Origin of the sequence: Acetitomaculum ruminis DSM 5522, from assembly GCF_900112085.1 — a bacterium.
GTDB lineage: Bacteria > Bacillota > Clostridia > Lachnospirales > Lachnospiraceae > Acetitomaculum > Acetitomaculum ruminis.
In genome coordinates, this window is the sequence record NZ_FOJY01000008.1 from 96433 (window position 1) to 109814 (window position 13382).

At 37.3% G+C, this 13382-nt stretch carries 12 protein-coding genes; 11 read left to right on the forward strand and 1 reads right to left on the reverse strand.

What is annotated here, in order from left to right; translation table 11 throughout:
* Positions 1 to 13: 13 nt before the first annotated feature.
* From BM153_RS06825 to BM153_RS06840, 4 genes are read left to right on the forward strand one after another with little or no spacing between them, the layout of a single operon-like run.
* On the forward strand, positions 14 to 457 hold the full coding sequence (locus BM153_RS06825; protein ID WP_092872064.1) for a hypothetical protein: 444 nt from the start codon (positions 14 to 16) through the stop codon (positions 455 to 457).
* Positions 447 to 779, forward strand: a complete 333-nt coding sequence (locus BM153_RS06830; protein WP_092872066.1) for a helix-turn-helix domain-containing protein — start codon at positions 447 to 449, stop codon at positions 777 to 779. The genes BM153_RS06825 and BM153_RS06830 overlap by 11 nt, the downstream gene beginning before the upstream one ends.
* Positions 780 to 813: 34 nt before the next feature.
* Entirely contained in the window at positions 814 to 1041 is a 228-nt protein-coding gene (locus tag BM153_RS06835) for a DUF3791 domain-containing protein (RefSeq protein ID WP_092872068.1), read from the forward strand.
* Positions 1034 to 2203, forward strand: coding sequence for a PDDEXK nuclease domain-containing protein (locus tag BM153_RS06840; RefSeq protein ID WP_242949090.1), 1170 nt, complete (start codon positions 1034 to 1036; stop codon positions 2201 to 2203). The genes BM153_RS06835 and BM153_RS06840 overlap by 8 nt, the downstream gene beginning before the upstream one ends.
* Before the next feature lie 428 nt (positions 2204 to 2631).
* Here BM153_RS06840 and BM153_RS13695 read toward each other — a convergent pair whose 3' ends face one another.
* Entirely contained in the window at positions 2632 to 2802 is a 171-nt protein-coding gene (locus BM153_RS13695) for a hypothetical protein (protein ID WP_177205602.1), read from the reverse strand.
* A 265-nt stretch (positions 2803 to 3067) separates the two neighbouring features.
* Between BM153_RS13695 and BM153_RS06845 the strand changes: the two genes are divergently transcribed.
* From BM153_RS06845 to ltrA, 7 genes are all read left to right on the forward strand, one after another.
* Positions 3068 to 3262 carry a hypothetical protein gene (locus tag BM153_RS06845; protein ID WP_242949091.1) on the forward strand — a complete coding sequence of 65 codons (195 nt, stop codon included), beginning with the start codon at positions 3068 to 3070 and terminating at the stop codon, positions 3260 to 3262.
* A gap of 13 nt (positions 3263 to 3275) precedes the next feature.
* A complete protein-coding gene (locus BM153_RS06850) occupies positions 3276 to 4358 on the forward strand; it encodes a site-specific integrase (protein WP_092872070.1) in 1083 nt (360 codons plus the stop codon).
* Between the two features lie 3 nt (positions 4359 to 4361).
* Positions 4362 to 4748, forward strand: a complete 387-nt coding sequence (locus BM153_RS06855; protein WP_092872072.1) for a plasmid mobilization protein — start codon at positions 4362 to 4364, stop codon at positions 4746 to 4748.
* A 609-nt stretch (positions 4749 to 5357) separates the two neighbouring features.
* Complete coding sequence (locus BM153_RS06865) at positions 5358 to 7106, forward strand: AIPR family protein (protein ID WP_092872074.1); 1749 nt, start codon at positions 5358 to 5360, stop codon at positions 7104 to 7106.
* Between the two features lie 184 nt (positions 7107 to 7290).
* Positions 7291 to 9948: a TrlF family AAA-like ATPase gene (locus BM153_RS06870; RefSeq protein WP_092872076.1), complete on the forward strand. Its 2658-nt coding sequence runs from the start codon at positions 7291 to 7293 to the stop codon at positions 9946 to 9948.
* A 28-nt stretch (positions 9949 to 9976) separates the two neighbouring features.
* Complete coding sequence (locus BM153_RS06875) at positions 9977 to 10942, forward strand: Fic family protein (RefSeq protein ID WP_092872079.1); 966 nt, start codon at positions 9977 to 9979, stop codon at positions 10940 to 10942.
* Between the two features lie 898 nt (positions 10943 to 11840).
* Positions 11841 to 12974, forward strand: a complete 1134-nt coding sequence (gene ltrA, locus BM153_RS06880; protein WP_242949092.1) for a group II intron reverse transcriptase/maturase — start codon at positions 11841 to 11843, stop codon at positions 12972 to 12974.
* Positions 12975 to 13382: the final 408 nt, after the last annotated feature.

Consider the following 13382-nt stretch of genomic DNA (forward strand, 5'->3'; position numbering starts at 1 on the left):
AGGGCGCGAGTTTATGGTGTTTCCAGAAATCGCTATCAACGAATTGATTGCAAAACTTGAAACAGAAGACTTTTATAAGGAATACGGAAATCCGGTCAGGTGTAAGATATTCGATACGGACAAAATCCTCTTATCTTTTGATTTGTATGAGCGACTGTTTGGTAAAGTTAATATTGACCAGGAAAAAACAATAGAAATGGATGACCTTATCAGGGCGTTGGTACTGCAAAGATTGGTTGAAAATCCAATAAGAGTTACTGATACAGGGGATGGATATTCTTTTTCTATGGAGGAAGAAATCTATGAATACATAAATCGATTTTCTTTGAAAGAGTATGGGCATACACTTGAAGAATTTACCACGCATTATTTTGAGTGGATAGCTGCATGCCCGGAGGAGTTTCGGGCGTGGTTAGAACACAATATGATGGAGCGAGGAACAGAAAATGACAATTAGTGAACGTATTTTTATACTGATAGAAGAACGTGAAATGAAGCAGGGAGATTTTTCAAAAGCTACTGGTATTGCACAAAGTACTATTAGTGATTGGAAACGAAAGAAAACGAATCCTTCAGCGGATAAGATAATGATTATTTGTAAGGTGTTAAAAGTAACGCCCTATGAATTGTTGCAGGACACGGTTCAAGCTGTTGAGGAACTGGATTATCGAGTGGTTACAAAAGGTACGAAGGAGTATGATCTTTTGATAGAAATGGAAAATCTTAAGAATTCACAAAAGGAAAGATTACTGGGATATATAGAAGCTTTAAAACATTAGGGCGTCGTGGGAAGTGTAATGATGAGGTAAAATTATGGTGGAACGGGACAAGGCAGTGCTTAATATGCAATTGACTTTGATACCAATACTATCAAAGGCTTGGAATAAATCTTATTCTGAGCTCTCTGATATTTTTAAAGAGTATGATGTGTTAGGGTATATTGATGTATGTTATGAAAATTATAATTCTACCGGAAACCGAGGTATTATCGAAGACATACAGGATTATATAGAAATGCAGGGCGGTAAATTGGATGAATAAAAAAGTAATGTGCAAAAATGAACAATGCAAATGCGGATGCTCTGATTTTGCAGACGGTGTTTGCAAATTTGAAAGTACGAGGTGTTCTATGGGAAAAGAAAAAACGTTTGCTGTACTTGCGAATGATATAAAGGATATAAATGTTAGGGCTGGAAATGCTGCGAAAGGCGCAGTAAATCAGCTTATGACTTTAAGGAATTGGGCTATAGGCTATTATATTGTCGAGTATGAACAGGGTGGCAGGGATAGAGCAGAATATGGCAGTAACCTTATGGAAAATCTTGAAAAGAGTATCAATGATAAGGGCATGAATGTGACTCTTTTTAAGGCATGCAGACAGTTTTATCAGACATACCCTCAGATTCGTTCGACAGTGTCGAACGAATTCGGAGTGCTTGTTGATAGTCAAAAAAGTTCGACAGTGTCGAACGAATTTATCACAAATCCGGAATTACTTGTAAAAAGGTTGTCGTTCTCACATATCAGGGAAATTATGGTACTTGAAGATGAGTTTGAGCGATTCTTTTATGAAACGCAATGCATAAAATGCGGATGGAGCGTAAGGGAGCTTCGTAGACAGATAAAGACAAACTTGTATTTCAGATCAGGAGTAAGTAAAAATCCCAAGGAACTATTAAAACTGTCTGAAGATAATCCGGAAGGATATGCGCTTTCAATCAAGGATCCATTTACATTTGAATTTTTAGGGCTTGACGCAAGCGGATCTTTGAATGAATCTGAATTAGAACAGGCGCTTATAGATCATTTGCAGGAATTCATGCTGGAACTGGGCGAGGGTTTCTGTTTTGAAGCAAGACAGAAGAGAATTGTTATTGACAATAAGTACTACTTCATTGATCTTGTGTTTTATAATCGTCTACTTCACTGTAATGTGATAGTAGAACTCAAAAATGATGAGTTCAAACATGAAGATCTTGGACAGCTAAATGCTTATGTGGGATACTACAAAGCCAATGAAATGATTGAGGGAGATAATCCTCCGGTGGGCATATTGTTATGCACGGACAAAGGAGCACAGATGGTAGAATACGCTTTATCGGGGATGGATAACCAACTGTTTGTATCTACATATATGTTGCATCTTCCTGATAAGCAGAAACTGGAAGAATTTCTAAGAAAAGAACTGGAAGAAATAGAATAACAGTATGCTATTTGGTATAATGGATATGCTTACTCGGGGGAGGAGAAAGGAGCAGCAGGTATCAGGCAATTAGAAAATTGATACCTTTTTGATACCTTTTCACTTAAAACTCACGAAAATGAAATAGAAAGACACGGGGAAAATCCCCCAAAATAAACGATTTTGCAATGACAAGTAACCAGTGACAAGGATGAAATTCTTGAGATGGAGTAAGCTTAGTGTCCAAGGGCAAAGCAGATTATCCTCCCAGAGGTAAACTGTCTTATCCTGAAAGAATAAAATAAAACAATAGTAACAGACCTTGTGAAAGATCACTAAACTGTCTTTCCAAGGTCTGTTCTTTTGTTTATTAATCCTTGTAGTATAAGGCGTTGATGGGATTTATGACTCTTGTTTGAGAGTATTTTACAGATAACCATAAAGAAGTATTATGGGTACTCTTTATCTATGGATGGAGGATAAGCTGCTTTGCCCTTTGGAGGATAAAGTATGTTGCCCAGGGATAGTATTATCGCTGGAAACAGGCATAAATAGGGGATTTTTAAATTGTCTGGTTGCAAAATGGTCGCAATAATCAGCAGTTTAATATCCTGTCTCATTTTGACCTGTTTTGTCTCGTCTCGTCCGACATTGGACATATACGCGGGAAAATAATAGTGATAATATTAAGATAGAAAAAGTAAAGGCATTTAAGATGCGTGAGAAGAATTGATTTTCTTTCCACGCATTTTTTATGCCTATTTTTTATGCACAGATTTAAGCAAGTTTAAGGAGGTGGTGGAATAAATATATGCGTGTTCAGGATTGTTATTCGGTAAAGATATCAATATTAAGCTAAATGAAAATGGAAAGGAGATTTTACTTATGGAAATCACAAATACAAAGCCAATGTATGTAGGAGTTGATGAAGTGTGTGCTGACTGGGAAGTATCCAGAAGTAAAGGCTATGCCATTATCAAACAACTTTCAGATCAGATGAAAGCGGAGAATCCCAAACTTCTTACAATGGCAGGTAAGATCAATCGTTTTTACTACGAAGAAGCATGTATGAGAAAATGAAGGGAGGAAAACTATGTCAGTAAGTAAAGATGAGGCTATGGGTACCTGGACGATTTATTCCAGGTACAACAATTGGCAAAATAAAACAAAAGTCCTCTATAAAAGAGGATTTAAGACAAAGCGAGAGGCGCTAGAGTATGAGCGAAAATTCTTGCTGCAGAAGTCTAAGAATCTCAATATGGGATTTACGGAATTTGTGGAGACTTATTTTAATGATATCGGCCCAAGAATCAAATATAATACGAGGCTCACCAAGGAACATGCTTTTTGCACCAAGATTATTCCATATTTCGAGGATAAGGCTTTTTCCGATATTACACCGACGGATGTGATTCAGTGGCAGAATACGATATTACATATGGAAGACGAGGAAGGAAAGCGTTATCAACCAACTTATCTTAGGTCTATTTCGGCACAGTTGTCGGCCCTTTTTAATCATGCGGTAAGGTACTATGGCTTGAAGGATAATCCGGTAAAGATTGCTGGCTCTATGGGCTCATCCAAGGCAAAAGAGATGTTGTTTTGGACAAGAGAAGAGTATCAGATGTTTAAAGAAGCTATGAAGAAAAAGCCGGTTTCTTATTATGCTTTTGAAATACTATACTGGTGTGGAATTCGTTGTGGCGAGTTGTTGGCTCTAACGAAAGGTGACTTTGATTTAGAGAAAAAGACCTTAACGATTAATAAGTCTTTGCAGCAGTTAAAGGGTGAAATCTATGTTACTGATCCGAAAACACAAAAGAGTAATCGCGTGATTGATCTGCCGGACTTTTTATGCGATGAGATGGAGGATTACTTTTCCATGCTTTATAAATGTGATGATGATACCAGATTCTTTAATATATCAAAATCCTATCTTCATCATGAGATAGATCGTGGTGTCAGGGAGACAGGGGTGAAGAGGATATGTATTCATGATTTGAGACATAGTCATGTGGCACATCTTATTGAGCTTGGTTTTTCTCCCGTGGAGATAGCTGACAGATTAGGTCATGAGAGCATATCGGTTACGATGACATATTCTCATCTGTACCCATCGAAGCAACGTAAGATGGCAGATAGGCTCAATCAGGATTATGAGAGAATGGAGAATTAATCTATGAGTGCTAGTAAAGAACATGGGAAAATATACAGGCGGGATACTTTGCTTAAGAATACAAAACCGAAAAAGAAGGATGAGAAAAAACGAAAGAAGTCTGCATGTGTCAATTTTAGAGTGACGCCTGAAGAGAAAGAAATCATATTTAACAGGATAAGGCTTTCAGGACTGAAGATCCAGGATTACGTAGCGCAAAGCTGCATGTACAATCAGATTTATGTTGTCGGAAATATCAAAACTTTTGATGCTATCAGAAACGAGATGAAGACAATTGATGAACATCTGATGTCGCTCAAATCTGTGGATGAGCTTGAATTGGAAAAGCTGGAAAGTCTTAGAATGATCCTTGAAATCGTGGATGGATTTTATAAAAATAGTGATTCATAGAAATGGTGCAAAGCGTAATAAAGCTCGTTTACGAGCGCAGCCAGATTTGAAAAATCTGTTCAAAGGGGATTGTGGAAAATCTCCACAACGTGCATAGTTGTACAAGAGTACACTGCTCGCGACTTTGGATAAAGTAGTGAAGGTAGTGTTGGCCTCGGGGATTTTAGTGATTCCGGAGGCCTCTTTTTTATTTGCATCATTTAAGAGGGTAATAATATCATTTGGGTGAAAATGATATTATTGAAATCAATGTAATAAATCATGGGAAATCAAGAAATTGATTTACGCCATTTTATACGTCAAAACGATTGATGATGTTCGAGGCTTGGAGTATAATATATTATGTTGTAATGGCCATATCGCGTAAGCGCGAGAGGTAAGAAATATGGGGTTTTTATCAATAACTCAAACGGCAGAAAAGTGGGGCTATCAGGAAGACGAATTCAGATTCTATGCAGTCAGTGAAGAATTCCGGCAGCAACAAAAATCGGATTGTATTGGGCAATACCTGATGATGCGGTTAAGCCAAAGGATGAGAGAATAAAAGCTGCGAAATATATCAAATCAAAAAATACTGATGAATAGAAAATGCTATTGGAGGATAAATAAATGTATAATCAGATTTTAAAGGAAATAGCGCAGCCATACTACAGAGACAATTATCCGAATGACGGACAGCGTTTTGTAGCATGGTATCTTCGCAATATTCATAATCTGGATACTTATGAGACCCGTGACTGCATAACAGACGGGGCCGGAGACAAACAGATTGATGCAATATACATTGATAACGAAACATCTAATATTTATATTATACAGGGCAAATTTTACAGTGGCGAGACAGTAGATGCAGAACCCCTTAGAGAAGTGCTTTCATCATGGGTACAGATAAAAGACCTGGCTCATCTTCAAGAAGGAGCTAATGAAAGACTTCAAGTAAAGATTAATGAGCTTTCTACCGCACTGGAAGATGATTATGAAATACATTTTGAGATTATTACAACTGCTGGATTGACATCTTCTGCAAAGGATGATTTTGATGCATTTGAGAAACAGCTTTCTGAAGATGAGACTCTTGCGGCGCATCTCGAACTTATAGATAATGAGACGCTACAGTTTAAATATGATGAAGCGCTTAATAAGAATAGGCCATATATAAATCATCAGTTTTCAGTTGAGGCTGGTAAATATATGGAATTGATGATAGGTGACACAAAGGCAGTGATTGCAGCCATTTCTCTGAAGGAATGTATTAAAATACCTGGAATAAAAGATGGTAGTCTATTCAGAAAGAATGTACGTCAGTCACTAGGATCTGGAAATAAAGTTAATAAAGGAATTGCCCGCACAATAAGAACTGATGCATCCGATTTTTTCTTCCTGCATAATGGTATAACTGCAATTTGTTCTAATATTGAGATTCATGACAATGTATTATCAACAAAGGAACTAAATGTTGTTAATGGATGTCAGTCGCTCAGTACGATATTTAGTTGTGGCGAGAACACTAAGAAGGCAAATGATGCATATATAATGTTCCGCTTTTACGAAATAAGCGACCCAGAGCGTGCAGACAAAATAAGTACATCTACGAACTCACAAAGTGCTGTTAAGCCGAGGGACCTCCGAAGTAACGATAAATCTGTTCTTACAATGAAGAAAGCATATGAACAACATTTTACGGATGGATATTTTCTGACAAAACGTGGTGAAAAAGCCGACCCTACAAAATATAATACGAATCATATGGTCAACCTGACAGATTTAGGAAAAGAACTTATAGCATGGCATTCTCAGAGACCTACGATTTCATACAGTGAAACCAAAATCTTTGATAAGTATTTTGACCAGCTGTTTCACAAGGAATACGATCCTGAAAATATTCAGGCATTGCATGATATGTTTAGCGCAATAATAAGTAAATGGACAAAAGATAATCCAATGGATTTGAATGAATCTTTACTTGCTATGAAAGCATATGCTCCATATCATCACCTTTATGCAATTTCTGTTGTGTTCTGTGAAATAAATAAAATGCCGGAGTCTGTGCCGAATCCGGCGATTGCACTTAAAAAGTTGAGGAATAGTGATTTGGTTGACTATATCATTAATATGACAGGAACGTGTCTGAATGCAGCATTGGAAAGTGCATCTGATGAAGCACGTAATAGCGAGAAGATTTTTAGTCCGCAGAACTGGATAAAGGCGAAGGCTTCATTAAGGGATTTGCGCAATTCTGTGAGACAATCATTACAGACATTAAAGCTTATACCTCAGGGTAAAGAAGTGGTGGATAAATTGAATTCAGGGCTGGCAATGGAAAAAACGGATTTTGAGACCAGATGGTCAGCAGATTAAAGGAGGCGTTGTGGTCAAGACATACATATTGAAGATACTTAATGTTTTAGAAAAACAGCAAAAACGAAGAGCGCACCAACTTAATTTTATAACGCCTGTCACATCTGTCTGCCTGAAGGCAGTCAAGTAGTTTAAGAAACATGGGGCAGCATAAGAGAGAAACTTTAGTTTTAAGGAGGAAAACATGGAATCATTTAATTATGGGGGATCAACATGGGGAAATTGGGATTTGCATATTCACTCGGATGCTTCAGACGGAAAACAAACTCCTCAGCAGATAGTAGATGAAGCAGTGAATAAAGGAATATCGGTAATAGCACTAACAGATCATCATACTGTTAGCAATATTGATGAAATAAAGAAATACGCGGCAAGCAAAAATATCGTCGTCATAAGTGGTATAGAGTTTAGAACTGAGTATGGTGCAAAATCTGTTCACATGATTGGTCTTTTCCCAGAAAAGTATGGAAATATAACATTGGATCAGAAGGGGATGGAAGAGCTTATTCTTAGTCCGTTGAGATTGTCAAGAACGGCTATTGTTGCAAAAGGTAAGGAGGAAAAACCCGGTGCAACCGATGATGAAGCTTTTAAAATTGGGATGTTTAAGGTACAGGTGAATTTTAAGGAAGCTGCTGATTTGATTCATCAGTATGGTGGACTTGTGTCAGTACATGCTGGTAATAAAACCAATAGTATTGAAGAAATGAAGCATGATGGTAAGGGTACAAGTAATGTTAAAGACGTTGTAGATTCTCTTGGTACGGTTAAAGAAAAATTGCTTAAGGATTATATAGATATTTGCGAGATTGGTAGTGCTTCAGATCGTAATGCTAAGTTTTATGTGGAAACCTATTCAAAACCAGTAATTGCTGCATCTGATGCACATAAAACAGCTGATGTTGGGAAATTATTTACGTGGATAAAAGCTGATAAGACTTTTGATGGCTTGAGGCAAATAATATATGAGCCTGAACTGAGAGTGAAGATTCAGGAAAATGAGCCTGAAATAAAGAGTAAGTATCAAGTTATTGAAAATATATCATTTAAGCATGCTGATTTTGGAAATCAGGAAATTCCATTTAATCCAGGGTTAAATACGATTATCGGTGGAAGATCTTCAGGAAAGTCAATCCTTCTTGGATGTATTGCAAAACTTGCAGATTATACTGGAAAAGTTAAGGGAGATAATGAAGATTATGAAACATATTTGGAAGATGTTACGGCGTCAATGAGTATTCAATGGGCAGATGGATCAACGGAAAGAGGTCGTAAAGTTGAGTATTTCCCTCAATCATATATTAATGGGTTAGCAGCAAAAGCTGAAAATACAGCCAAACTTATTGAAAATATCCTTAAGGGGGACAGCACTCGCAGAAATTGTTATGAAAATTTTGAAAGAAATCTGAGTAAGAACAATATGGAAATAGCAAGTGCTCTTGAAAGTTATTTTACTCTTAGAGGTGCAAAGAAAGATCTAGAAGATCAATTGCAAAGCGTAGGAGATCCTGTTGGTATCGAAAGTGAGATTAGCAGGCTTCAGAAAGAAGTTGATGAGCTGAAAACAAAGTTGACGATTAAGCTTTCTGATGAAGATGAAGCACAATATATATTGCTTAAAGAGGAATTTGAAAAACGACAGAACCATATAACATTGCTTAAGTCTGCATTACCACAATTGAGTGAATTGGCGAATCTACAGGTGCTGAAAGATATATCTGCTGATTTAATCAGTTTGCCAAGCGATGTAAATCAGAGAATAACAGCTTCTTATGATGAACTAAGGCGAGAAACTGGAGAAAAATGGCTTGAAATTATAAAACAAGTTAAGGACGAGACATCAAATCATATTCTTGATGATGAAAATAAGATAAAGGAAATTGAGAGTAATAGTTTATATAAAAAGGGGGAGGCTTTTTATAAAGAAAATGCTGCAGTAGAGGAGTTGAATAAGCGTCTTGATGTTGAGAAAAAGAAAGCTGAAGGTATTAAAGAAAAACTTGAGAAATGTAAGGAATATGATGAAAAAATTATTACTGCTCGAAATGTCATCATGGACAAACATGCTTCATTTTATAGCATTATGACAACTATTTCTGAGCAAGTTTTAATGGAAAAGGATGACGTGTCTATTGTACCGTTACCGCAGTTTGCTAGTGAAAAGTTTTCTTCATTTGTAGACAATAATTTTAATAAACGTGGTCAGAAAGTACAGACTTTATCGGAATTTGTTTGGCAGGATGCAACAAGGTTTAATGAATTCATCGAGAGTATTTTTGATGACATCGTTAATGGTAGATACACATTAAAAGGCAGTAGGAATGAAAAACAAGTGGCAAGTGAACTTGTATCTACGAATTACTATAAACTTATATATGATGTGAAATATCAAGGGGACACCCTTTCTTCAATGTCAGAAGGAAAGAAAGCATTTGTGATTTTAAGATTGATCCTTGATTTTGATGAGAATGAGTGCCCAATTTTGATAGATCAGCCAGAAGACGATTTGGATAATAGGGCAATATATAATGATTTAGTTACTTATATTCGTGCCAAGAAAGCACAGAGACAGATGATATTGGTAACCCATAATCCGAATGTAGTGGTTGCCGCAGATTCTGAGGAAGTAATTATATCTAATCAGGATGGAATTAATAGTAAAAATCAAGATAACATTAAATTTGAGTATCGTTCTGGTGCTATGGAAAATACATATGAAAAAGATAAAACAAAACCAGTATTAATTTCGCAAGGAATAAGAGAGCACGTTTGTGATTTGCTTGAGGGCGGAGATATAGCCTTTAAGCAACGAGAGAATAAATACGGATTTAGTATTAAATGATAATGTGGTGATTAGAGGAGGAATTCATATGTCTGATAACTATATTCCCCCATTTACAATGACAGACGAGATTACAAATCTCGTAATAGAGATAGCAGAGCTTACCGGAGCGATGACAGTATCGGAGCAGTTATCTAAGAATCCTAAGCTTAGAAGAGATAACCGTATCAAGTCTATTCACTCTTCATTAGCAATTGAACAAAATACTTTGACTGAGGAACAGGTAAGTGACGTAATAGATGGAAAGCGTGTCTTGGGATCACCTCAGGATATCAGAGAAGTTCAGAATGCTTATGAAGCATATGAGATTATGTCAAAGCTGAATCCTTATTCAGTTAAAGATCTTTTGAAGGCACATAAGATTTTGATGGATGACTTAGTAAAGGAGGCTGGTGTATTCAGAAGCAAAGGTGTAGGAGTTTATGCCGGAGAGCAGTTGATACATGCTGGAACACCGGCCAATTATGTGCCAGATTTGGTAGGACAACTCTTCGATTGGTTGAAAAAATCAAAGCTGCATCCATTAGTAAAGGGGTGTATTTTCCATTATGAATTTGAGTTCATTCACCCTTTTGCAGATGGAAATGGAAGGACAGGAAGACTTTGGCATACTTTGATTCTTGCAAAGTGGCAGGAGTTTTTCTTATGGATTCCGATTGAGACTATTATTCATGAGCGGCAAAATGACTATTATAAGGCGCTTAATGCATCTAATAAGGACGGGGAGTCAACGATATTTGTTCAGTTTATGTTGGAATTAATTAGAAATCTTCTAAAAGAATTGTCGCATAATGGCGTAATGAACAAAGCAAAAACGTTAGATGAAAAATTGCTGGATTTGTTGAAGGAAGATGGCAATCAATCAGCTGCTGGGCTTGCTGAGATAGTAGGTTCTTCTCAAAGAACTGTTCAGAGAGCCTTGAAGCGTCTGATGGACGAAGGCAAGATAGAACATGTAGGATCAAATCGATTTGGTCATTACGTCATAAAATAGGACTTGCAAAATGTCATAACAGATGACATAATAGATGTCGTAATAGAAGGATGAATTTTATTATTTATAAGAGTTTTTATCGTTTGCAAACGATAAAAGCAAGCGATAAATTTCGGAAGCCTCATAAAATAAGGATTATTTAGAAGAAAGCAAGCGGTATTTGTCGCTTGTATATATGATAATGAGCGATAAAAAACGATAACTTCCGGTTGCACTTTGGTTGCAAAAAGTCTTAAAAAGCAAAAGAATCGATGGAATAAACGTAAAACCACAACAACATATAGCTATAAAAGAAAATCAATCTAACTAGATGTTGATGCTTTTCTAGAGATGGAGTAGTTCCAAGTGGTTTGCAAGTGTATAGAAATCCAGTAATATCAAGGGCTGAGAGCATTTGCTCCCAGCTCTTTTTGTTTGCGCGCCATGGGCGCGCTCTAACGGGTGTAAGTCCCGAACACGCCTAGGCAACGAGGAAGTGTATAGCCGAACAGCAAGGGTGTCCATCGCGAGGTGGAATCTGAAGGAAGCTGTAAGCAAACTCTTGGTCCGACGAACAGGAATCACATATAAGGCTCGGAAATACGGATAAGTCTGCAAAAGAAGATAAAGTCCAAAAGTTGCTGGAAGTACGAGTAAATGTGGCGGATATATGAGAGGAAAGAGCGCGCACCTTAAGCGTGGAGGTCTCACAGAGGTTTCATTAGCCTAGTAACAACGAACTGTGAGAAGTCAGCCGACCCCATAGTAGCGAAGAAGTCTCTGTAATGGAGATGGAGTGAAGGGGTGAACAATCAATAAGTTTGAGTATGTCTCGTATTGCAGAGATGACAACATCTGCCGTAATCAATCGGGGAAAGGACGGTCAAATCAAGCGAGGCGGAAAGGAAAGAACGGCGATATCATCAGAGAACAGTTGAGGACAAGAAAGTATAAACCTCAGCCGGTTCGAAGAGTGGAGATACCAAAGCCTGATGGTGGTGTTAGAAACCTAGGAGTACCAACAGTAACAGACAGATTCATACAACAAGCTATAGCACTGGTTTTAACACCAATCTATGAGGAACAATTTCATGACCACAGTTATGGATTCAGACCTAATAGATGTGCACAGCAAGCAATCCTAACAGCGCTCGACATGATGAATGACGGTAATGATTGGATTGTAGATATTGACTTGGAAAAGTTCTTTGACACAGTAAATCACGATAAACTTATGACCATCATAGGTAGAACTATTAAAGATGGAGATGTTATTTCTATCGTTAGGAAATACCTGGTCAGTGGAATCATGATTGATGATGAGTACGAGGACTCTATTGTGGGAACACCACAAGGAGGAAATCTCTCGCCATTATTGGCAAATATCATGTTGAATGAACTTGATAAGGAGATGGATAAGCGTGGACTTAACTTTGTAAGATACGCAGATGACTGTATTATCATGGTTGGTAGTGAAATGTCTGCTAATAGAGTTATGAGAAATATCTCTCGATTCATTGAGGAGAAACTAGGTCTCAAGGTCAACATGACCAAGAGTAAAGTGGACAAGCCGCAAGGACTTAAATACCTTGGATTTGGATTCTACTTTGACTCAAGAGCACATCAGTTTAAGGCAAAACCACATGCGAAATCAGTAGCGAAGTTTAAGAAGAGAATGAAAGAACTTACATGTCGTAGTTGGGGCGTCAGCAACAGCTATAAAGTGAAGAAACTTAATCAGCTCATCAGAGGATGGATTAACTACTTCAAGATAGGAAGCATGAAAACACTTTGTAAAGAACTTGATGGAAACATCAGATTCAGACTTCGTATGTGTATTTGGAAGCATTGGAAAACTCCGCAGAATAGAGCAAAGAATCTTATAAAACTTGGAGTACCTAAATGGGCTGCATGGAGAACCGCATATTCAAAAGGATATGCAAGAGTCTGTCGTGCATCTGATATATCCCAAGCTATAAGCAATAAGAGATTAGCCTCATTCGGACTAATCTCTATGGTAGACTACTACACCAAAAGGTGTGTTACTTGTTAAGTTGATTGAACCGCTGTGTACCGAACGGTACGCACGGTGGTGTGAGAGGTCGGAATTTCTCAATTAAGAGAAATTCCTCCTACTCGATTGTAATGATTCTAATAGTGATTCTAAATTGATTCTATAAATAGTTTTCTCAAACCACACATTGCGTGAATGAAACGGACATGATATAATCAAGAAAACGCAATGCGAGGAGAATGAAATGGATATTGCAAAGGTGATTAAAGAATTACCCACTGAGTTAGGGGAGTTGTAGCAGTTGCTACAGCTGACATTATTATTTCGCTCTTAATCATAGTTGGGACTGTTATTATAGCTGCATCATGGTTTGTAAATATACAGAAAAGATTTGCGGTAGATAAAGCATAATAGGAAATAAAGGAGTAAGGAAAGAGGCTTGGAGTA

Excerpts from the sequence above, each read along its gene's own strand:
- BM153_RS06855 (WP_092872072.1), top strand. The coding sequence starts at position 4,362 with ATGAGTGCTAGTAAAGAACATGGGAAAATATACAGGCGGGATACTTTG.
- BM153_RS13695 (WP_177205602.1), bottom strand. The coding sequence starts at position 2,802 with ATGAGACAGGATATTAAACTGCTGATTATTGCGACCATTTTGCAACCA.
- BM153_RS06865 (WP_092872074.1), top strand. The coding sequence starts at position 5,358 with ATGTATAATCAGATTTTAAAGGAAATAGCGCAGCCATACTACAGAGAC.
- BM153_RS06830 (WP_092872066.1), top strand. The coding sequence starts at position 447 with ATGACAATTAGTGAACGTATTTTTATACTGATAGAAGAACGTGAAATG.
- BM153_RS06840 (WP_242949090.1), top strand. The coding sequence starts at position 1,034 with ATGAATAAAAAAGTAATGTGCAAAAATGAACAATGCAAATGCGGATGC.
- BM153_RS06825 (WP_092872064.1), top strand. The coding sequence starts at position 14 with ATGGTGTTTCCAGAAATCGCTATCAACGAATTGATTGCAAAACTTGAA.
- BM153_RS06845 (WP_242949091.1), top strand. The coding sequence starts at position 3,068 with ATGGAAATCACAAATACAAAGCCAATGTATGTAGGAGTTGATGAAGTG.
- BM153_RS06835 (WP_092872068.1), top strand. The coding sequence starts at position 814 with ATGGTGGAACGGGACAAGGCAGTGCTTAATATGCAATTGACTTTGATA.
- BM153_RS06875 (WP_092872079.1), top strand. The coding sequence starts at position 9,977 with ATGTCTGATAACTATATTCCCCCATTTACAATGACAGACGAGATTACA.
- BM153_RS06870 (WP_092872076.1), top strand. The coding sequence starts at position 7,291 with ATGGAATCATTTAATTATGGGGGATCAACATGGGGAAATTGGGATTTG.
- BM153_RS06850 (WP_092872070.1), top strand. The coding sequence starts at position 3,276 with ATGTCAGTAAGTAAAGATGAGGCTATGGGTACCTGGACGATTTATTCC.